The sequence below is a fragment of the Nocardioides insulae DSM 17944 genome (assembly GCF_000422825.1).
Classification (GTDB): domain Bacteria; phylum Actinomycetota; class Actinomycetes; order Propionibacteriales; family Nocardioidaceae; genus Nocardioides; species Nocardioides insulae.
In genome coordinates, this window is the sequence record NZ_AUGU01000014.1 from 110,934 (window position 1) to 129,474 (window position 18,541).

At 72.0% G+C, this 18,541-nt stretch carries 18 protein-coding genes and 2 tRNA genes; 17 read left to right on the plus strand and 3 right to left on the minus strand.

All coding sequences use genetic code 11. The features are described 5' to 3' along the window. Nucleotides 1-8 precede the first annotated feature (8 nt). The 4 genes from G515_RS0104835 to mptB all read left to right on the plus strand — a co-directional run bounded on the left by G515_RS0104835 (nt 9) and on the right by mptB (nt 4,761). Nucleotides 9-1,709, plus strand: coding sequence for a carbon starvation CstA family protein (locus G515_RS0104835; protein WP_028659246.1), 1,701 nt, complete (start codon nt 9-11; stop codon nt 1,707-1,709). Nucleotides 1,710-1,739: 30 nt separating this feature from the next. Further along, nucleotides 1,740-2,036 carry a cory-CC-star protein gene (locus tag G515_RS19555; RefSeq protein WP_036554325.1) on the plus strand — a complete coding sequence of 99 codons (297 nt, stop codon included), beginning with the start codon at nt 1,740-1,742 and terminating at the stop codon, nt 2,034-2,036. 14 nt (nt 2,037-2,050) lie between these two features. Further along, nucleotides 2,051-3,097, plus strand: a complete 1,047-nt coding sequence (locus G515_RS0104845; protein ID WP_036554488.1) for an ArsA family ATPase — start codon at nt 2,051-2,053, stop codon at nt 3,095-3,097. A 116-nt stretch (nt 3,098-3,213) separates the two neighbouring features. Then, nucleotides 3,214-4,761: a polyprenol phosphomannose-dependent alpha 1,6 mannosyltransferase MptB gene (gene mptB / locus G515_RS19560; RefSeq protein ID WP_051217886.1), complete on the plus strand. Its 1,548-nt coding sequence runs from the start codon at nt 3,214-3,216 to the stop codon at nt 4,759-4,761. 138 nt (nt 4,762-4,899) lie between these two features. Here the strand turns inward: mptB and G515_RS19565 are convergent, their stop codons facing one another. Beyond that, nucleotides 4,900-6,027 (minus strand): glycosyltransferase, encoded by a 1,128-nt coding sequence (locus G515_RS19565; protein WP_051217887.1) that lies wholly within the window; start codon nt 6,025-6,027, stop codon nt 4,900-4,902. 161 nt (nt 6,028-6,188) lie between these two features. On the opposite strand from G515_RS19565, the gene G515_RS0104860 reads away from it, so the two are divergent. The 9 genes from G515_RS0104860 to G515_RS0104900 all read left to right on the plus strand — a co-directional run bounded on the left by G515_RS0104860 (nt 6,189) and on the right by G515_RS0104900 (nt 15,104). Beyond that, nucleotides 6,189-7,205 (plus strand): pirin family protein, encoded by a 1,017-nt coding sequence (locus G515_RS0104860; RefSeq protein WP_028659249.1) that lies wholly within the window; start codon nt 6,189-6,191, stop codon nt 7,203-7,205. After that, entirely contained in the window at nt 7,205-7,786 is a 582-nt protein-coding gene (locus tag G515_RS0104865; protein ID WP_028659250.1) for a DNA-3-methyladenine glycosylase I, read from the plus strand. Before G515_RS0104860 ends, G515_RS0104865 begins: the two co-directional genes overlap by 1 nt. A gap of 23 nt (nt 7,787-7,809) precedes the next feature. Then, nucleotides 7,810-8,934 carry an ROK family transcriptional regulator gene (locus tag G515_RS0104870; protein WP_036554328.1) on the plus strand — a complete coding sequence of 375 codons (1,125 nt, stop codon included), beginning with the start codon at nt 7,810-7,812 and terminating at the stop codon, nt 8,932-8,934. A gap of 126 nt (nt 8,935-9,060) precedes the next feature. Continuing rightward, nucleotides 9,061-9,966 carry a dihydrodipicolinate synthase family protein gene (locus G515_RS0104875; protein ID WP_028659252.1) on the plus strand — a complete coding sequence of 302 codons (906 nt, stop codon included), beginning with the start codon at nt 9,061-9,063 and terminating at the stop codon, nt 9,964-9,966. 3 nt (nt 9,967-9,969) lie between these two features. Further along, nucleotides 9,970-10,935, plus strand: coding sequence for an ornithine cyclodeaminase family protein (locus G515_RS0104880; RefSeq protein WP_028659253.1), 966 nt, complete (start codon nt 9,970-9,972; stop codon nt 10,933-10,935). Beyond that, the gene (locus G515_RS0104885) at nt 10,932-11,933 is read left to right on the plus strand and encodes a proline racemase family protein (RefSeq protein WP_028659254.1); all 1,002 of its coding nucleotides are present in this window, start codon (nt 10,932-10,934) and stop codon (nt 11,931-11,933) included. Before G515_RS0104880 ends, G515_RS0104885 begins: the two co-directional genes overlap by 4 nt. Before the next feature lie 108 nt (nt 11,934-12,041). Further along, on the plus strand, nt 12,042-13,208 hold the full coding sequence (locus G515_RS0104890) for an NAD(P)/FAD-dependent oxidoreductase (RefSeq protein WP_036554333.1): 1,167 nt from the start codon (nt 12,042-12,044) through the stop codon (nt 13,206-13,208). Then, nucleotides 13,205-13,504: a (2Fe-2S)-binding protein gene (locus G515_RS19570; protein ID WP_051217888.1), complete on the plus strand. Its 300-nt coding sequence runs from the start codon at nt 13,205-13,207 to the stop codon at nt 13,502-13,504. Before G515_RS0104890 ends, G515_RS19570 begins: the two co-directional genes overlap by 4 nt. A 94-nt stretch (nt 13,505-13,598) precedes the next feature. After that, on the plus strand, nt 13,599-15,104 hold the full coding sequence (locus G515_RS0104900) for an FAD-dependent oxidoreductase (protein WP_245565212.1): 1,506 nt from the start codon (nt 13,599-13,601) through the stop codon (nt 15,102-15,104). A gap of 58 nt (nt 15,105-15,162) precedes the next feature. Here the strand turns inward: G515_RS0104900 and G515_RS0104905 are convergent, their stop codons facing one another. After that, nucleotides 15,163-15,606 (minus strand): universal stress protein, encoded by a 444-nt coding sequence (locus G515_RS0104905; RefSeq protein WP_028659257.1) that lies wholly within the window; start codon nt 15,604-15,606, stop codon nt 15,163-15,165. Nucleotides 15,607-15,632: 26 nt separating this feature from the next. After that, nucleotides 15,633-17,099 (minus strand): alanine/glycine:cation symporter family protein, encoded by a 1,467-nt coding sequence (locus tag G515_RS0104910; RefSeq protein WP_028659258.1) that lies wholly within the window; start codon nt 17,097-17,099, stop codon nt 15,633-15,635. 172 nt (nt 17,100-17,271) lie between these two features. On the opposite strand from G515_RS0104910, the gene G515_RS0104915 reads away from it, so the two are divergent. The 4 genes from G515_RS0104915 (at nt 17,272) to rpmG (ending at nt 18,488) form a co-directional block, all read left to right on the plus strand. After that, a complete protein-coding gene (locus G515_RS0104915; RefSeq protein WP_028659259.1) occupies nt 17,272-17,943 on the plus strand; it encodes a GntR family transcriptional regulator in 672 nt (223 codons plus the stop codon). Between the two features lie 138 nt (nt 17,944-18,081). Beyond that, nucleotides 18,082-18,154, plus strand: a tRNA-Thr gene (locus tag G515_RS0104920). 49 nt (nt 18,155-18,203) lie between these two features. Beyond that, a tRNA-Met gene (locus G515_RS0104925) sits at nt 18,204-18,277 on the plus strand. Nucleotides 18,278-18,317: 40 nt separating this feature from the next. Further along, complete coding sequence (gene rpmG, locus G515_RS0104930; RefSeq protein WP_028659260.1) at nt 18,318-18,488, plus strand: 50S ribosomal protein L33; 171 nt, start codon at nt 18,318-18,320, stop codon at nt 18,486-18,488. Nucleotides 18,489-18,541: the final 53 nt, after the last annotated feature.

The window sequence follows — 18,541 nt, forward strand, 5'->3', positions numbered from 1 at the left end:
AGGACGCCGTGAACGCCCTGGTGTTGATGCTCATCGGACTGGCGATGTTCGCCGCCGGCTACCTGCTCTATTCCAAGTTCCTGTCCGCCAAGATCTACCGGCTCGACCCGGCGTACTCCACCCCGGCGCACGAGCTCAGCGACGGTGTCGACTACGTGCCGACCAACAAGTTCGTGCTGTGGGGCCACCACTTCACCTCGGTGGCCGGCGCCGCCCCCATCGTGGGGCCCGCGGTCGCGGTGATCTGGGGCTGGCTCCCCGCCTTCTTGTGGGTCACCCTCGGCACCGTCTTCTTCGCCGGCATGCACGACCTGGGTGCGCTGTGGGCCTCGGCCCGCAACCGCGGTCAGTCGATGGGCATGCTCTCGGGGCGCTACATCGGCGCCCGCGGCCGCAACCTCTTCCTGGTGGTCATCTTCCTGCTGCTGCTGATGGTGGTCGCGGCCTTCGCGGTGGTCATCACCAACCTGCTGATCGCCTCGCCCTCGACGGTCATCCCCACCTGGGGCGCGATCGCGGTGGCTGCCGTGATCGGTCAGATGATCTACCGCTGGAAGATGAACCTCGCCCTGACCACCGTGATCGGCGTGGTGGCGCTGTACGCCCTCATCCTGGTCGGTGATCGCTACCCGGTGGAGCTGCCCGACCCGATCCTCGGGCTGTCGCCGGCGGCGTTCTGGATCATCGCGCTCTTCGTCTACGCCGGCATCGCCTCGCTGCTGCCGGTGTGGGTGCTGCTCCAGCCGCGGGACTACATCAACGGCGTGCAGCTCTTCATCGGGCTGGGCATCCTGTACGGCGCCGTACTGCTCGGCATGCCCTCGATCGTCGCGCCGGCCTTCAACGACGCGGTGCCCGCCGGTACGCCGAGCATCGTGCCGCTGCTGTTCGTCACGATCGCCTGCGGTGCGATCTCCGGCTTCCACGGCATGGTCTCCTCCGGCACCACCGCCAAGCAGCTCGACAAGGAGTCGGACGCCCGGTTCGTCGGCTACTTCGGTGCGGTCGGCGAGGGTCTCCTCGCCCTCGGCGCCATCATCGCCGCGACCGCCGGTTTCCAGACCCTGGCCGACTGGGAGGCGGTCTACACCGCGTTCAACGAGGGCGGCGTGGGTGCCTTCGTCACCGGCGGGGGTGAGATCGTCAACCAGGGTCTCGGCATCCCGACGTCGCTGAGTGCCACCATCCTGGCCACCATGGCGGTGCTCTTCGCGGCCACCACCATGGACACCGGCGTGCGGCTGCTCCGCTTCGTCGTGCAGGAGGCCGGCGAGGTCGTGGGCGTGAGGATCAAGAACGGGCTGGGGACCGCGATCACCTTGGCGGTCTCGCTCGCCCTGACCTTCAGCGCCGGGGCCGACGGCTCGGGCGGTATGCGGATCTGGCCGCTGTTCGGCACCACGAACCAGCTGCTGGCCGCCCTGACGCTCTCCATCCTGGCGGTCATGCTGCTGCGCAAGCGGCGCAACCCGTGGCCGGCCCTGATCCCGCTCGCGTTCGTGTTCGTGATGTCGTTCTACGCCGCCATCGTGCAGCTCGAAGGCCTGTGGGACGACCGCGACTGGCTGCTGCTGGTGATCGACGTGGTCATCATCATCGCCGCGCTCTGGGTGGCCTTCGAGGCGGTGATCGCGATGAACCGGGCCCGGAACGCCCCGCCGGAGCCGGAGGACGCCGACGCGTTCGTCGGAACCGACTCCCGGGACTGAGCCGGCCATGGCTCCCCAGGAACCGCGGGCATGAACGCCGAGACCGTCCCCGCTCCCGGACCGCGCACCGTCCGGGAGCGGTGGCGGGCCCTCCTGGCCGGGCTGGAGGAGTTCTACGCCGGGCCCTACCGGCGTACCTTCGCGCGCGCCCAGCGCGAGGAGGACGACCTGTTCATGCTGGTGGTGCTCGCCGAGTCGCTCGGGGTGCCCGACCCGGCGGCGTACTGGTCGGCCGAACTGCTGCCCGCCCTCTACGACGACTTCCATGCGTGGCACACCCGGATCGGCCTGGACCGCTCCCCGCTCGAGCACATCGGCTGCTGCTGACCGTGGGGACCGCGATGACCTCACATGCACTCCGGGTGGCGGCCCAGCGCCGGGTGCTCTTCGTCGGCGGCAAGGGCGGTGTCGGCAAGACCTCGCTCGCCTCCGCGCTCGCGCTGGCCCGGGCCCGGCAGGGGGCGCGGGTGCTGCTGGTCTCCACCGACCCCGCCCACAACCTCGGCCACCTGTGGGACCGCACCGTGGGGGACTCGGCGGTCCGGCTGGCGATCTGCCCGGGGGACGTGCGGGCCGGCCAGGCGGAATCGGTCGGGGGGTACGTCGACGGGCTGGAGATCGACCCGCAGCGCACCGTCGACCGGCACCTGGCCGCGGTCGGGGTCACCATGAGACGGCTGCTGCCCGAGCGGATGCGCGGGGCTGCCGAACGCCATCTCGCCCTGGCCCGCGAGGCCCCCGGCACCCATGAGTCGGCGGTGCTGGAGCGGATCGCCGAGGCCGTCGAGACCGGCACCCGCGACTACGACCTGGTCCTCTTCGACACCGCACCCTCGGGCCACACCGTGCGGCTGATGGCTCTCCCCGAGCAGCTCACCGTCTGGACCGAGACGCTGCTGGCCAACCGCGACCGGTCGGACCGGTTCGGCGAGGCCCTCCAGGGGTTGGGCGGATCGGCGTCCCGGGGCGGGGGCCGGGCCGACCGCCGGACGTCGGAGAGGCACGCCGAGCTTCGGCAGGTGCTGGAGCGTCGCCAGCAGCGGTTCGCCCGGCTGCGCGACGTCGTCGGCGACCACGAGCTGACCGCTTTCCTGATCGTGCTCACCGCCGAGCGCCTGCCCGTCGCGGAGTCGCTCGACCTCCACGAGCAGCTGAGCGGTCTCGGTGTGGACGTCGGCGCGCTCGTCGTGAATCGGCGCTCCCCGTCGGGGGCCGGTGAGGTGCTCGCCGCCAGGCGTGAGCAGGAGGACACCCAGCTCGCCCTCCTCCGCGCCCGGCTCCCCGGCGTCCTCCTGGACGAGGTGCCGCTCCTCCCCGGGGAACTGGTCGGCGATGTCGCGCTCAGCGGGTTGGCCGCGGAGCTGACCGGGGCCGGCCGAGCCGGTTGAGCGGCTGAGTGGGCGGAGTGGGCGGAGTGGTGCCGGGGTCGAGCTCACACCAGTCGTTCCGGGGGTGGCCACGCGCCGTTCACGGCGGGGAAGCCGGGCGATCGTAGCCTCGCCACGTGCTCGCCCGTGGGTTGATCGGTTCGCTGCTGGTGCTCGGGGGAGGGCTCGTGGTGGCGACCCTGCCGCGATCCACCGCGCTGCTCCGTCCTGCCAGTCCCACCGCGGACCTGTTGCTGCCGCTGCGGGAACACGCGGCGGGCCGGATGGCCGGGCTCGCGCTCGTCCTCCTCGGTCTCGGCCTGCTGGCGCACGCCTGGCTGGCCCTGTGCCGGCAGGTGTCCACCCGTCGTACCGGCCAGTCCGGCGGTGCCCGGGTGGCCGAGGACCTCGACCTGGTGCGGTTCGCCGCCCTGCTGTGGAGCCTGCCGCTGCTGATCGCGCCGCCGCTGTTCTCGCGCGACGGGTGGTCCTACGCCGCACAGGGGGCGATGGTCTCCGCCGACGTGTCGCCGTACCGGTTCGGCCCCGCGATCCTCGGCCTCCGGCCGGTGACCGAGGCGGTCGACCCGATGTGGCAGCACACCCCGGCGCCGTACGGGCCGTTGCCGCTGTGGTTCGGCGGCGCCCTCGCCGAGACGACCCTCAACCCGCTGATGCTGGTGATCGGCCACCGGGTGATCGCCCTGGCGGGGCTGGCCCTGCTGGCCTGGGCGATGCCACGGCTGGCCGAGTGGGGCGGGGTCAACCCGGCGTTCGCGAGCGCCCTGGTGCTGGCCTCGCCGTTCATGATCGCCAACGGGGTGGCCGGGCTGCACAACGACCTGCTGATGGCCGGCCTGATGGCCGCCGCCCTGGTGGTGGCGGCCGAGCACGGCTGGGTGTACGGCGCCCTCCTCGGCGGGCTCGCCGCAGCGGTCAAACTCCCCGGCGGACTGGTCTGCATCGGCGTCGCCCTGGTGACCCTGGGCCTCCAGGCCGGGCTGGCCGGCAGGGTCCGCCGACTGGCCGGCTGCGCAGCGGTGTCGGTGGCGGTCCTCATCGTGCTCGGGGTCCTGTCCGGGCTCGGCCTCGGCTGGGTCCGCGCGCTGAGCGTGCCCGGCAGCGTGCACACGCCGCTCTCCCTGACCACGGTCGTCGGTGACCTGCTGGAACGGGTGGGGGCGCTGCTCGGGTTCGGCCTCCCCGAGGACGCCCTGGTCAGCCTGCTCCGCGGGCTGGGGATGGTCGCCACGCTGGCGATCGCCGTCGGGGTGGCACTGCGCTGGCCCACCGGGCGGCGTGAGCGAGCGCTGGCGGGGATGGCGCTGGTGCTCGGGGCGGCCGTCCTGCTCAGCGCCGTCGTTCACCTGTGGTACTTCATGTGGCCGCTGCCGTTCCTCGCCGCGTTGCCGCTGCGCCGCTTCCAGCTCACCGGGCTGGTGGTTCTCTCGGTGTTGCTCGGACTGGTCGCCCCGCTCGACTCCTCGCTGCACGGCGCCTACCTGGTGATCGTCGTGGCCATCGTGATCGTGGCCGCGCTCTTCGCCGTCCTGCTACTCACCCCCCGGGCCCGGGACCGGGTCGCCCGCATCGTGGAGGCCGGCTGGCTGCCCGACGGCCTGCCCGACCGGGACGGCGGCGCGGCCGCCCGGCCCGAGCCCGAACCCGGCCCGATCGGGACCTAGGAGCCTGCCGGACGATCCGCGGATCGCTCCGCCGGCGGAGCCCCGGCGGACAGCCCCCCGGCCGAGGTGCGGTCGACCGCGCCGACGCGCCCTTCTCGTCCGGCAGCCGCCCGGCCGGCAGAGCGGTCACCGGCCGGGTCAGCCGGACCGGGCCACCAGGTCCGGCAGCGGGGTGGTGACCGAGGCGTGCACATCGAGCATGGAGTCGATCGTGCGCCGCCACGGGAACTGCTCGGCGCGGGCACGTGCGGCGGCGCGTCTGCGCAGGACGGGCCGGGCGGCGAGGCGGAGGACGGCGTCGGCGAGCTGTTCCGGTTCGGGCGGGGCCCAGGCACCCGAGGCGTCGTCGACGAGTTCCCGTGCGCCGCCACGATCGGCGGTGACGACCGGCGTACCGCAGGCGAGGGCCTCGAGGACGGCCAGGCCGAAGGTCTCACCGGGGCACACCGACAGGGCGAGGTCGGCGGCGGCGATCCGCCGGCACAGTTCGGCCCGCTCGGTGAGGTGACCGTGGAAGTGGATCGGGGCGTCGGCGGCGAGCTGTTCCAGTTCGGCGCGCTGCGGGCCCTGTCCGTAGACGTCGAGCCGGAGCAGTACGCCGCGCCGGTGCAGGGCCAGCGCGGTCTCGATCGCCAGCTGTGGTGACTTCTCCCGGGAGAGCCGGCCCACGTGCACCAGCCGGAGCACGTCGCCGGCGGGGCGATCCATCGGCTGCGGGGTGAACGTGGCCAGGTCGACCCCCAGCGGCACCCGGGTCATCGGGCAGCCGGCGGAGTCGGCGAGCGCCTGGAACTCCGAGCGGGCGTAGAGCGAGGTCACCACCACGGTGTCGAAGGCGCGCACGAGGATCCGGTTGAGCAGTCCGGCCGACACCTTGGTGGTGGTCTCGAGACCGGTGCGCAGGCTCATCTGGTCATCGAGCCGCTCGTGCGAGAAGAGCACCGAGCCGACCCGGTTGCGCCGGGCCCAGCGGGTGACCGGGAGCAGGGTGAACTTGTCGCTGAGCTCCACCGAGGTGGGGCCCCATTCCTCCAGGACGTCGATCACCCGCCAGGGCTCCACGATCAGCCGGTACCCGCCGCCCACCCGCGGAGCGCGCAGCTGGACCACCTCCCCGGCGGGCGTGGATTCGCGGAAGTCGACCGGCCCGGGTACGACGAGCAGGCGGTCGTGCTCCTCGGCGTATCCCGCACCGAGGGCGGTGAGCGCCGTCTTCATGCCGCCCGAGGTGGGTCCGACGAAGTTGGCCAGTTGGGCGATCCGCACCTGCGCACCGTGCCGCGACCGGATGAACGGGGCGTGACGCCGACACGACCGGGGCCTGAAACCGCTCACCGGCGGGTCTGCAACGGGGCACTCTCGGGAACTCTCGGGTGACACCTGTGGACGGGCAGACGGGCCGACCGCCCGGAGGCCACAATGGCGGGGTGAGCAACACCGAGACCCGCCCCGACGAGATCAGGTGCGAGACGGCCGGGGGTGCCGAGATCGAACTCATCGCTCCGCGGGAGGTGCCGTTGGGCGGCCCGAGGGCGATGACGGTGCGCCGTACGCTCCCGTCCCGGAGCCGCTCGCTGATCGGAGCCTGGTGCTTCCTGGACCACTACGGCCCGGACGACGTGAGCGCCACCGGGGGGATGAAGGTCGCGCCGCACCCGCACACGGGGTTGCAGACGGTGAGCTGGTTGTTCACCGGCGAGGTCGAGCACCGTGACAGCGCGGGCCACCACGCACGCGTGCGACCCGGAGAGGTCAACCTGATGACCGGCGGCCGGGGCATCAGCCACTCGGAGGTCTCCGACGACGCCTTCCCCGTCCTGCACGGTGCCCAGTTGTGGGTGGCGCTGCCCGACTCCGCCCGGCACTCCGAGCCCGGGTTCGAGCATCACGTGCCGACCCCGGTGACGGGTCCCGGATGGTCGGTCCGGGTGCTCGTGGGGTCGCTGCTGGGGGACACCTCGCCGGTGCACACCTTCACACCGCTGGTGGGGGCGGAGGTGCTGCTGGACCCCGGCACCTCGCTGGAGGTGCCGGTCGAGCCCGGCTTCGAGCACGGTGTCCTGGTCGACACCGGCGCCCTCACGGTGCACGCCGAGGGCGGCCCGACCGCCTCGCCGGTGGGGTCCGACGAGCTCGCCTACCTGCCACCTGGCGCGACCCGGCTCACCTTCGTCGCGGGGGAGCGCTGGACCCGGCTGCTGCTGCTCGGTGGACGGCCGTTCGGCGAGTCGATCGTGATGTGGTGGAACTTCGTGGGCCGCGACCACGACGAGATCCTCGGCTACCGCCGGGACTGGCAGGACCAGATCACCGTCGACGGTGCGGTCGTGTCCGACTCCCAGTTGGTGCGGGCGGGGCGGTACGGCGTCGTGGTCGGCGACCACCTCCCGCCGATCCCCGCACCCCCGATGCCGCAGGGCGTGCGCCTGCGCGAGCGGCGCTGATGAGCGCCCCGGCCGCAGACCTGGTGCGCTGCCCCTGGGCGGGCGGGCCCGGGCCGATGCGCGACTACCACGACACCGAGTGGGGTGTGCCGGTCCCGGCCGGCACCGGGGACGACACCGGGCGCGAGAGCAGCTACTTCGAACGGCTCACCCTGGAGGCCTTCCAGTCCGGCCTGTCCTGGTCGACGATCCTGGCCAAGCGACCCGCCTTCCGAGCGGCCTTCGCCGGCTTCGACGCCGACACGGTCGCCGCCTTCACCGAGAGTGACCGAGCCAGGCTGCTCGCCGACGCCGGCATCGTCCGCAACCGCGCCAAGGTCGAGGCCACCATCGGCAACGCCCGGGCCGTGGTCGCCGTGCGCGAGCAGGAGGGCCTGGAGGCGCTGATCCGGGGGTTCGCACCCGCCGTCGCACCGCCGTACGACGCCACCGTGACGACCGAGTCGACGGCCCTGTCCAAGGAGCTCAAGCGCCGCGGGTTCCGCTTCGTCGGACCGACCACGATGCACGCTCTGATGCAGGCGCTGGGACTGTTCGACCCGCACCACCCGGACTGCTTCCGGGCGGGCGGCCGGGGCTGAGGGGCGGCAACTACGCTGTGCGCATGTCCTCTGCCGGTGAACTCCTCGAGCTGCTTCGCACCGGTCGTGCCACGAGCCTCGACGAGCTCGCCGATCTGACCGGACTCTCGGAGGAGCGGGTGGCGCGCCGCCTGGAGCAGCTGACCGCTGCGGGCCTGGTGCTGCCCGGGCAGCTGACCCTCAACCCCGACGCCGGCGTCGTGCTCGGCGTCGCGGTCGGGCGCAGCCGCAGCCAGCTCGCCGTCTTCGATCTGGCCGGCCGGGAGCTGGCCGGTGACACGCGTGACCACGTGGTCGGTCTGAGTGCTCCGGAGCTGATGCCCCAGCTGGTCGACCGGCTCACCGCGATGCTGGCCGCCGTCACGCCGCTGCCGGGGCCGGTGCTCGGGATCGGGATGAGCCTGCCGGGCGCGATCGACCCGGTCCGGCAGGTCGGGTTGGAGAACCCCGCCATGCGGGGCTGGGAGGGGGTCGAGCTCGCGCCGTACTTCGCCGCGTTCGGCACCGCAGACGGCGTCCCCTTCCAGGTCGCCAACGACGCCGAGGTGCTGGCCCGCTCCGAACTGTTCGGCACCACTCGGCGTCCGCTCCGCAACGCCCTGGTGGTGAAGGCCTCGACCGGCATCGCCCTCGGCGTGCTCGCCGACGGACGGGTGATCAGTGGTCAGCACGGCCTCGCCGGCGACATCGGGCACACCCGGGTCGACGTGGCCGGCCAACTGCCCTGTCGCTGCGGTGCTGCTGGATGCCTGGAGACAGTCGCCGCCGGGTGGGCCCTGGTCAAGCGCCTGGTCGACTCCGGCCTGGAGGCCGGGCACGTCCGCGACCTGGCCGCGGCGGCGCTGGCCGGCGACGGCGTGGCCCGATCGCTCCTGCGCGAGAGCGGGCGCCAGTTGGGCGACCTGCTCGCCGTGGCGGTCAACCTGCTCAATCCGCAGGCGATCGTGCTGGGCGGTGACATGGCGGCGGCCTTCGACCTCTACTCGGCCGGCGTCCGCGAGAGCGTGCTCAGCCGGGCCAGCGCGACGGCCACCCGCGACCTGGTGTTCCTTCCCGCCACGCACGGCGACTCGGCCGGCCTGGTGGGCTGCGCCGCGCTCGCGCTCGAGTACGCCCTCCACCCCGCCAGGGTCGAAGCGCTGCTCTGATCCGGTCGGTCGGCCCGGTCGCTCCGCCCGGTCGATCGGTGGGAACGGATCGACCGGTGCACCTCTTGCCGAGATCAGTGCAATGTCACATAATATGATGGTCCGCTCGAGATCAGGAGTCACCCAATGAACCAGTCGGCGCAGCCCTGGCGTGGCGTGTACGTCGCCACCGCCCTTCCCTTCAACGACGACCTGTCCGTCGACTACGACGGCTACGCCGAGCACGTGAGCTGGCTGGCCGCCAACGGCATGGACGGCGTCTGCCCGAACGGTTCGCTCGGGGAGTACCACACCCTCACCGACGAGGAGCGGGCCCGCGTGGTCCGCACGGCGGTCGAGGCCGCGCCCGAGGGATTCGGCGTGATGCCGGGCGCTGCGGCGTACGGATCGGGGGAGAGCGTGCGCTGGATCGAGCAGGCCGCCGACGCGGGGGCCGCCTCGGTGCTGCTGCTCCCGCCCAACGCCTATCGCGCGGACCGTGAGACCGTGATCGACCACTACCGCGCGGCGGCGCAGGTCGGCCTGCCGATCGTGGCCTACAACAACCCCTACGACACCAAGGTCGACCTCACCCCGGACCTGCTCGCCGAGCTGCACTCCGAGGGCCTGATCGTGGCGATCAAGGAGTTCACCGGGGATGTGCGCAGGGCCTACGAGATCGCCGAACTGGCGCCCGGGCTGGACCTGCTGATCGGCTCGGACGACGTCACCCTGGAGCTCGGCCTGGCCGGCGCCGTCGGGTGGATCTCCGGCTACACCAACGCTCTGCCCAACGTGTGCCGCCGGCTCTACGACCTGTCCACCTCCGGTGTCGCGGCCGACCTGGAGGCCGCGCTGCCGCTCTACCGCGAACTCCACGCGCTGCTGCGCTGGGACTCCAAGACCGAGTTCGTCCAGGCGATCAAGCTCTCCATGGACGTGGCGGGCCGCAAGGGCGGTGCCTGCCGGCCGCCGCGCCGAGCCCTCTCGCCCGAACTCGTGGAGCGGATCGCGGCGGACACCAAGGCTGTCGTCGCCAAGGGTTACAACTGATCCATGGAGACCCTCCCCTTCCTGACCGGCTCCGACCTCGCCGCCGCGGTGAGCGGGGCGGAGGCGGTCCGCGCTCTGGAGGCGGCCCTCCAGTCCGGTGAGGTCGACCCCGAGCAGGACAGTCCGCGACTGTTCTCGCCGGCACCCGGCGGCGAGTTCCTGCTGATGCCCACCGAGGGTGGGACCTGGTCGGGCGTCAAGGCACTCACCGTCGCGCCGGACAACCCCGGCCGGGGCAAGCCGAAGATCCAGGGCATCTACGCCCTGATCCGCAGCGATGACCTCGCCCCCGTGGTGCTGATGGACGGTGTCGAGCTCACCCTGATCCGTACGCCGGCGACCACGGTGCTCGCGGTCGAGCACCTGCTCGGGCTCGGGCCGGTGGCGCCGTCGCCGCTGCCGGTGGTCGTGTTCGGCACCGGCCCACAGGCCGACCGGCACCTGGCCTACCTGCGCGAGGTCCTCGGTCCGCTCGACGTGACCGTCGTCGGCCGCCGGGCCGCACCCGCCGAGGCCCTGGCGCAGCGCTGGTCCGAGCGCGGCATACCGACCCGGGTGGGCGACGCCGAGGCCGTTCGTGACGCCGCGCTGGTCGTGTGCGTCACCTCCTCGAGCGAGCCGCTCTTCGACGCCGACCTGGTGCCCGACGACGCGGTGATCGCGGCGGTCGGTGCCCACGGTCCCGACATCGGGGAACTGCCGCCGGAACTCGTCCTGCGCAGCGACCTCGTCGTGGAGGGGCGTGCCTCGGCGATGCGCGAGTCCGGCAACCTGCTGCGAGCCCGCCCGGCGGCGGAGTGGGCCGGCGACCGCGCCCCGGCCAACCTCGCCGATCTCGTCACCGGCCGGATGGCGCGAACGCCCGGCCGGCCCGCCGTCTACACCGGCGTGGGCATGGCCTGGGAGGACCTCGTCGTGGCCACCGCCGCGGCGCAGCGGCACGGTGTGCTGGAGGCTGGTGTGCGATGAGGACCACACGCGTCATCCACGCCGTCGACTCCCACACCGAGGGGATGCCCACCAGGGTGATCACCGGAGGGGTCGGGGTCTTCCCGGGAGCCACGATGGCCGAGCGCCGTACCTGGTTCATCGAGCACAACGATGACCTGCGCACATTCTTGATGTGCGAGCCGCGAGGGCACTCGTCGATGAGCGGGGCGATCCTCCAGCCCCCGACCCGACCGGACGCCGATTTCGGGGTGCTCTTCATCGAGGTCTCCGGGTTGCTGCCGATGTGCGGCCACGGCACCATCGGCACCGCCACGGTGCTGGTCGAGACCGGCATGGTCCCGGTGAGTGAACCGGTGACGACGGTCCGCCTCGACACCCCCGCGGGCCTGGTCGTCGCCGAGGTCGCCGTCGAGGGCGGCCATGCCACCGGCGTCACCCTGACCAACGTCCCGTCCTTCGCCTTCGCCCTGGATCAGACGGTGGAGGTGCCGGGCTTGGGCACGGTGGGCTACGACCTGGCCTTCGGGGGCAACTTCTACGCCATCGTCGAGCTCGACGCCCTCGGCCTGCCCTTCGAGCGCGCGGCCAAGGGACGCCTGCTCGACGCCGGCCTGGCGATCATGTCGGCGATCAACGAGCAACACCTCCCGGTCCATCCGGCACGCGCGGACATCCGCGGCTGCCACCACGTCTATCTCCAGGCGCCCGGTTCCACGGCACGTCATTCCCGGCACGCGATGGCGATCCATCCCGGCTGGTTCGACCGGTCCCCGTGCGGCACCGGCACCAGCGCCCGGATGGCCCAACTGCACGCCCGAGGGGAGCTGCCGCTCGACACCGACTTCCTCAACGAGTCGTTCATCGGCACCTCGTTCACCGGCCGTCTCGTCGAGACCACCGAGGTGGCCGGCTACCCCGCGGTGATCCCGCGGATCACCGGCCGCGCCTGGGTGACCGGCACCGCCCAGTACATGCTCGACCCGAGCGACCCGTTCCCGGCCGGTTTCGAGCTCTGAGGGGTCCGCGGACGTGAGGAGCATGAGGTTGTGCGGATCGTGCCGCCCGCCATCGGGGCGCCGTACCCACGCCCGCCGAGCCCACGGCTGCACGGCGAAGGAGGATCGATGAGGCGCAGCGCCGACGTGGTGGTGATCGGTGCGGGTGCGGTCGGTGCGGCCGTGGCTTGGTTCGCCACCCGGGCCGGACTCACCGTCCAGGTCCTCGAGCGCGGCCAGATCGCCGGCGGCACCAGCAGCGCCTGCGAGGGCAACCTGCTGGTCTCGGACAAGGAGGCCGGTCCCGAGCTCGACCTCGCCCTCTACTCCCACGACGTCTGGACCGGCGAGCTCGACGAGTACGCCGGGCTGTGGGAGTTCGAGCGCAAGGGCGGCCTGGTCGTGGCCGCGAGCTCCACCGGGGCCGAGGGGCTTCGCGCGCTCGCGGTGCGGCAGCGGGCGGCGGGCATCGAGGTCACTGACGTCCCGGCCGACCGGATCGCCGACTACGAGCCCTATCTCACCGACGGACTCGCAGCCGCGGCCCACTACCCGCAGGACTGCCAGGCCCAGCCCATGCTGGTGACCGCGCATCTGCTCCGGATGGCTCGCGAAGCCGGGGCGGGGGTGAGCACGGGCACCACGGTGACGGGGCTCCTGCGGGACGGCGACCGGGTGGTCGGAGTGCGCACCGACCGCGGCGACCTCACCGCCGGCGCGGTGGTCAACGCCGCCGGCACCTGGGCGGGAGAGGTGGCCGCACTGGCCGGGGTGCGCGTGCCGGTGATGCCACGACGCGGCTTCGTGCTGGTGACCGAGCCGCTGCCGCCGACCGTGTTCCACAAGGTCTACGCCGGTGAGTACGTCGCCAGCACCCAGAGCTCGGAGGAGGGGCTGCAGACCTCGACGGTGATCGAGTCGACCGCAGCCGGCACGATCCTGGTCGGATCCTCGCGGGAGCGGGTGGGCTTCGATCGCACCGTGTCGCTGCCCGCGCTGCGCGAGATCGCGGCCAAGGCCCTGACGCTCTACCCCTCGCTGAAGGACACCTCGGTGATGCGCAGCTACCTGGGCTTCCGGCCCTACTGCCCAGACCACCTCCCGGTGATCGGGCACGACCCGCGCGCGCCGGGGCTCTGGCATGCCGCAGGTCACGAGGGTGCCGGCATCGGGCTCTCGGTCGGCACCGGCAAGCTCCTCGCCCAGGCGCTCAGCGGGGTGGCACCCGATCTCGAACTCACCCCCTTCGCCCCCGAGCGGTTCGGAGACCAGGTCCTCAGGGAGACGCCGGCATGAACGACCCGATCGCCATGACCCTGGACGGCCGGACCCTCACCGCCCGGCCCGGCCAGAGCGTCGGCGCCGCGCTCACCGACGCCGGCGTCCGCTCCTGGCGGACCACGCGGGGCGGGCAGCCGCGCGGGCTCTTCTGCGGGATCGGTGTCTGCTTCGACTGCCTGATCACCGTCGACGGACGGCCCGGCCAACGGGCCTGCCTGGTGCCGGCCAGGGCCGGCCTCGTACTGGAGACCGCGCCTGCGTCTCCCTCACCCGATCCCGGCCACCAGCGGAGAGACGACCGCGATGACTGAGCCTCGACCCACCGATCCTGCGCGGCCCGATCCGGGCGCGCCAGCTGCGTTGTCGCAGCTCGACGGGCCTCCGGCCGGCCGTCGGCACTCCGCCTTGCCGGCACACCGGTCCGGTGAGGCTCGAGAGGTCGACGATCGGTGGCTCCGGGCCGAGCGGAGCGGTGGCGTCTACGACGTGGCCGTGGTGGGCGCCGGGCCGGCCGGGCTGAGTGCCGCCGTGACGGCCGCAGAACAGGGCCTGCGGGTGGCGTTGGTCGACGCCGGCGCCCAACCGGGCGGGCAGTTCTGGCGACACCCCGACGAGGGGGCCGCCTGGCCCGACGAGGGTCGGGGTCAGCATGGGTGGCGTCGCTTCACCCGGCTTCGTGATCGATTGGGACGGCTCATCGGTGGGGGACGGGTGGAGGCGTTCGCCGAGCGGCAGGTGTGGTTCGTCGAGGAGCGCGCCGCAGTGTGGCACCTCCACCTGACCACCACCCATGCAGCGGTGGAGACGCCCGCGCCACGACTGGTGCGGGCGACCTCGCTGGTGCTGTGTCCGGGCGGCTATGACCGGCAGTTGCCGGTGCCGGGGTGGGACCTTCCCGGCGTGATGACCGCGGGCGGCGTGCAGGCGTTGCTGAAGGCGCACCGCAGTGTGGCCGGGCGGCGAGCGGTGGTCGCGGGCACGGGCCCCTTCCTGCTGCCCGTCGCCGAGGGGCTGGCCGCGGCCGGGGCCGAGGTGCTGGCGGTGTGCGAGGCCAACTCGGTCACCGGCTGGGGCCGCTCCCCTCTGGGGGCGGTGTCGGTGCCCGGCAAGGGCCTCGAGGCGCTCGAGTACGCCGGCGCCCTGCTCCGCCACCGGGTCCCCTTCAGACAGCGCACCGCCCTCACACGGGTCCACGGCGAGGGGTCGGTGACCGGCGCGACGCTCTCCCGGCTCGACCGCACGGGCCGGGTGCGCCCCGACGTTCCCCCGCAGCGGGTCGAGGTCGACCTGGTGGCCTTCGGCTGGGGGTTCACGCCTTCCCTCGAGTTGGTCTCGGCCGTCGGGGCGACCACTCGGGTGGACGTCGATGAGTCCCTCGTCGCCTGGGTCGACCCGAACCAGCGCACCGACGTACCCCGGGTGTACGCCGCGGGTGAGGTCACCGGCGTCGGCGGCGCGGTGCTCGCGGCGGGGGAGGGAGAACTGGCCGGTCTGACGCTGGCCCTCGACCACGGGGTGCCGGTGGCGGGCTCACGGATCGAGGCGCTGCAGCGCGGGGTGCGTCGGCACCGCCGGTTCGCTGCGGCCATGCACCGCGCGCACCCGGTGCCGCAGCGGTGGGCGGAGTGGCTGACCGACGAGACCATGCTGTGCCGGTGTGAAGAGGTCACCGTGGGTGCGGTGGCCGAGGTCCGCGACGTCCTCGGCGCCGGCGACGCCCGTACGGCGAAGATGCTGGCCCGTCCCGGGATGGGCCGGTGTCAGGGCCGGGTGTGCGGCTTCGCCACCGCCAAGCTGACCGCCTGCGGTCGATCCCTGGAGACCACCGATCTGGCGCCGCTGGCGAAGCGGCCCTTCACCGCCCCGGTCTCACTCGGTGAACTGGCCACGACGGGGGAGGGCGAGGACTGACGCGACGGGGAGGCGGGGCGGCGTCGACCGCCTCCGTCGCGCTCCACGACCCGGGTGGTCAGGTGGTGCGGACGATGAGTACCGAGCAGGGCGCGTGATGGGCCACCCTGCTCGGCACCGATCCGAGCAGGAACCGCTTCGCCCCGGTCATGCCCTTGTTGCCGACGACGATGATGTCGGCACGACGCTCCTCGGCGACCTTGATGAGCGCCTCCGCGGGCTCGCCCTCCTGGGCGATCGTCTCCGGTGTGACACCGGACCGGCCGAGGGACGCGATGGCCGCGGCGAGGATCTCCTCGGCCTCGGCGCGGTGGTCGGTCCGCCAGTGCTTCGGGGCGGGGACGTTGTGTGCCTGCTGTCCCAGCCGGCTGGCGGCCAGCCGGGGATACGCCGTCACGACGATGAGCTTCGCGCTCAGCTTCGTGGCCAGTTCTGCCGCTTCGGCCACGGCGAGGGTGGCGGTCTCGGACCCATCGGTGCCGACGAGGATCAGCTCGGTCATGGCGCTGCCTTTCGTGAGGGCGCGGCTCAGTTGCCGCGGGAGGGGGCCTTGTCACCGGCACGCAGGTCCTCCCAGAAGTTCGCGTGCTTGATGCCCAGCCTGGTCGGGTCGAAGACGGGATCGAGACCGGCGGCGCGCTGCCGGTCGTAGTCGCGGAGGGTCCGCAGTGCGATCCCGGACAGGAAGAACAGTGCCACGAAGTTGATGATGCCCAGCGCGCCGTACCCGATGTCGGCGGTGGCCCACACCAGGCCGGCATCCTGGATCGTGCTGTAGAAGACGATCGCGACGATGACGATCTCGAGGATCCGCACGTAGACCGGGTTCCGGTGCCGCACCAGGTAGGCGAGGTTGGTCTCGGCGATGAAGTAGAAGGCGACGATCGTGGTCAGCGCGAACAGCGCGATCGCGATCGCGATGAACGGACCGCCGGCGGGCTCCCACACTGTTTCGACGGCCGCCTGGGTGAAGCTGGGACCTGCCTCGACGCCCGGGATGTTGGTCTGGATCTCGGTGCCGCCGGAGGTGACCACGTTGTATTGGCCCGAGACCACCAGCATCAGCCCGGTCGCCATGCAGATGGTCAGGGTGTCGATATAGATGGAGAACGCTTGCACCAGCCCCTGCTTGGCCGGGTGCGACACGTCGGCGGCACCGGCGGCGTAGGTGCCTTCGCCGACGCCTGCGACGTTGGAGAACAGGGCCCGCCGTACACCCCAGGCGATCGCAGCTCCGACGATCCCGCCGAAGACCGAGTCGATGCCGAACGCGCTGGACATGATCAGGCCGATCGCGGCGGGCACCTCGGTGATGTTGAACGCGAGGACCAGCACGGTGGCGAGGATGTAGCCGAAGGCCATCAGGGGCACTGCCACGTTGACGAATCGGAGGATGCGTTGACGGCCACCCCAGATGATCACCGCGAGCGTGACGGTGACGGCCGAGGCGGTCGCCCAGGTGGGTACGCCGAGGCCGAACTCCGCGGCGACGCCGATGTTGGTGGCTTGGACCCCCGGCGCGAGGAGCGCGTAGAGGATCAAGGCGGTAACGGCGGCGATCACGCCGAGCCAGCGCCTCTGGAACACCTTCTCCAGGTAGAACGGGACTCCGCCTTGGAGGTCACCGTCGACGCGCTCCTTGTAGATCTGCGCCAGGGTCGACTCGACGAAGGCGGTGGCGCCCCCGAGGAACGCCATGACGCCCATCCAGAACAGCGCTCCGGGCCCGCCGAAGCCGACCGCGGTGGCCACACCGGCGATATTGCCCACGCCGACCCGATTGCCGATCGTGAGCGAGAGCGCCTGGAAGGGCGTCAGCCCGCCGTTCTCATGCTCGCCGCCGCCTTTTAGCTGGCGGAGCATGTCCTTGAACAGCCGTACCTGGAGGAAGCGGGAGCGCACCGTCAGGTAGGCGCCCAGGGGCAAGGCCAGGAAGAGCATGATCAGCCACAGCTTGTCCCCGATTGCGTAGATCTGGTCGACCACAGTCGTCACTCCTCGGTGATGCCCGCGGACCCTTCGCGGGATGTGGCACCGTACAATGTGCCATTGCACTGACACAAGGGGTCGGCGTGGTCTGCGACACAGTGGGATCGGCTCGCGGCGGCGTGCCACGTCACATGGTGAGGCGCGTACGATCGACGGGCGATCGATTGGGGAGAGGGCTGTGTCGACCAACATCACGAACATCACCCAGTTCGAGAAGGTCAGCCTGCGCGAGCAGGTGTCGCGTGCGCTGCGCGCGGCGATCGTGTCTGGCGAGTTGGAGCCGGGCACCGTCTACTCCGCGCCCGCCCTCGGGGCCCGGTTCGGCGTCTCGGCGACCCCCGTGCGCGAGGCCATGCTCGATCTGGTGCGGGAGAATCTCGTCGCCACCGTGCCCAACAAGGGCTACCGCGTCACCAGTGTCGAGGAGGCCGATCTCGACGACATCACCGAGCTTCGGCTCCTGATCGAGCCTCGACTGGCCGCCCAGGTCACCCCCGACATCCCCGACGCAGACTTCCCGATGCTGCGGGAGCTGGCCGAGGCGATCGTGCGCGGCGCGGCCTCCGGCGACCTGGTCGCCTACACCGACCACGACCGGGCCTTCCACCTCAAGCTGCTGGAGTACGCCGGCAACCGTCGGATCAGCGCCCTCGTCGGCGACCTGCGCGCCCACGCCCGCCTCTACGGCCTGGCCGACATGCTCGAACGCGGTGAGCTCGAGGGCGCCGCCCGCGAGCACCTGGTGATCGTCGACGCGCTCGAGGCCAGGGATGCGGCGCTGGTCGAGCGGCTGATGGACGCCCACGTCCGTCAGACCCGTGGTCGCTGGGCCCACCCCGCCGACCACTGATCCTGGCACTCCGGACGTCCGCCCCGGAGGTGGCGGAGAGCGGGGAGGAAGGAGGGGGGACCCCGATTTCGCATCTGGCGTGGGGGCCTTGTAGTGTTCTTCCTCGTTGGCCGGGCGCTCGCAAGAGAGTCGGACCACGCCCCTTTAGCTCAGTCGGCAGAGCGTCTCCATGGTAAGGAGAAGGTCTACGGTTCGATTCCGTAAAGGGGCTCTGATGGCGGAGGTCTCCACAGCCGTGAGGGTGTGGGTCTTCCGTCTGAGGCGGGGTAGCTCAGGCGGTTAGAGCGCACGACTCATAATCGTGAGGTCGCGGGTTCGATCCCCGCCCCCGCTACCGCCTTATCATCCATCAGGAGCAACACAAAGGACTTCCCGTGGCCAGCAAGAGCAGCGACGTTCGCCCCAAGATCACTCTGGCGTGCACCGAGTGCAAGGAGCGCAACTACATCACCAAGAAGAACCGTCGCAACAACCCCGACCGGTTGGAGATGGCGAAGTTCTGCCCGCGCTGCCGCAAGCACCAGGCGCACCGCGAGACCCGCTGAGCTCAGCGTCTCATCTGCTTCCCGAAGGGCCCGTCCGATCCGGACGGGCCCTT

Bases quoted from the DNA above. Each gene is read 5' to 3' on its own strand.
- G515_RS19555 (WP_036554325.1), top strand. From the start codon at position 1,740: ATGAACGCCGAGACCGTCCCCGCTCCCGGACCGCGCACCGTCCGGGAG.
- G515_RS0104845 (WP_036554488.1), top strand. From the start codon at position 2,051: ATGACCTCACATGCACTCCGGGTGGCGGCCCAGCGCCGGGTGCTCTTC.
- G515_RS0104865 (WP_028659250.1), top strand. From the start codon at position 7,205: ATGAGCGCCCCGGCCGCAGACCTGGTGCGCTGCCCCTGGGCGGGCGGG.
- G515_RS0104870 (WP_036554328.1), top strand. From the start codon at position 7,810: ATGTCCTCTGCCGGTGAACTCCTCGAGCTGCTTCGCACCGGTCGTGCC.
- G515_RS0104875 (WP_028659252.1), top strand. From the start codon at position 9,061: ATGAACCAGTCGGCGCAGCCCTGGCGTGGCGTGTACGTCGCCACCGCC.
- G515_RS0104880 (WP_028659253.1), top strand. From the start codon at position 9,970: ATGGAGACCCTCCCCTTCCTGACCGGCTCCGACCTCGCCGCCGCGGTG.
- G515_RS0104885 (WP_028659254.1), top strand. From the start codon at position 10,932: ATGAGGACCACACGCGTCATCCACGCCGTCGACTCCCACACCGAGGGG.
- G515_RS0104890 (WP_036554333.1), top strand. From the start codon at position 12,042: ATGAGGCGCAGCGCCGACGTGGTGGTGATCGGTGCGGGTGCGGTCGGT.
- G515_RS19570 (WP_051217888.1), top strand. From the start codon at position 13,205: ATGAACGACCCGATCGCCATGACCCTGGACGGCCGGACCCTCACCGCC.
- G515_RS0104905 (WP_028659257.1), bottom strand. From the start codon at position 15,606: ATGACCGAGCTGATCCTCGTCGGCACCGATGGGTCCGAGACCGCCACC.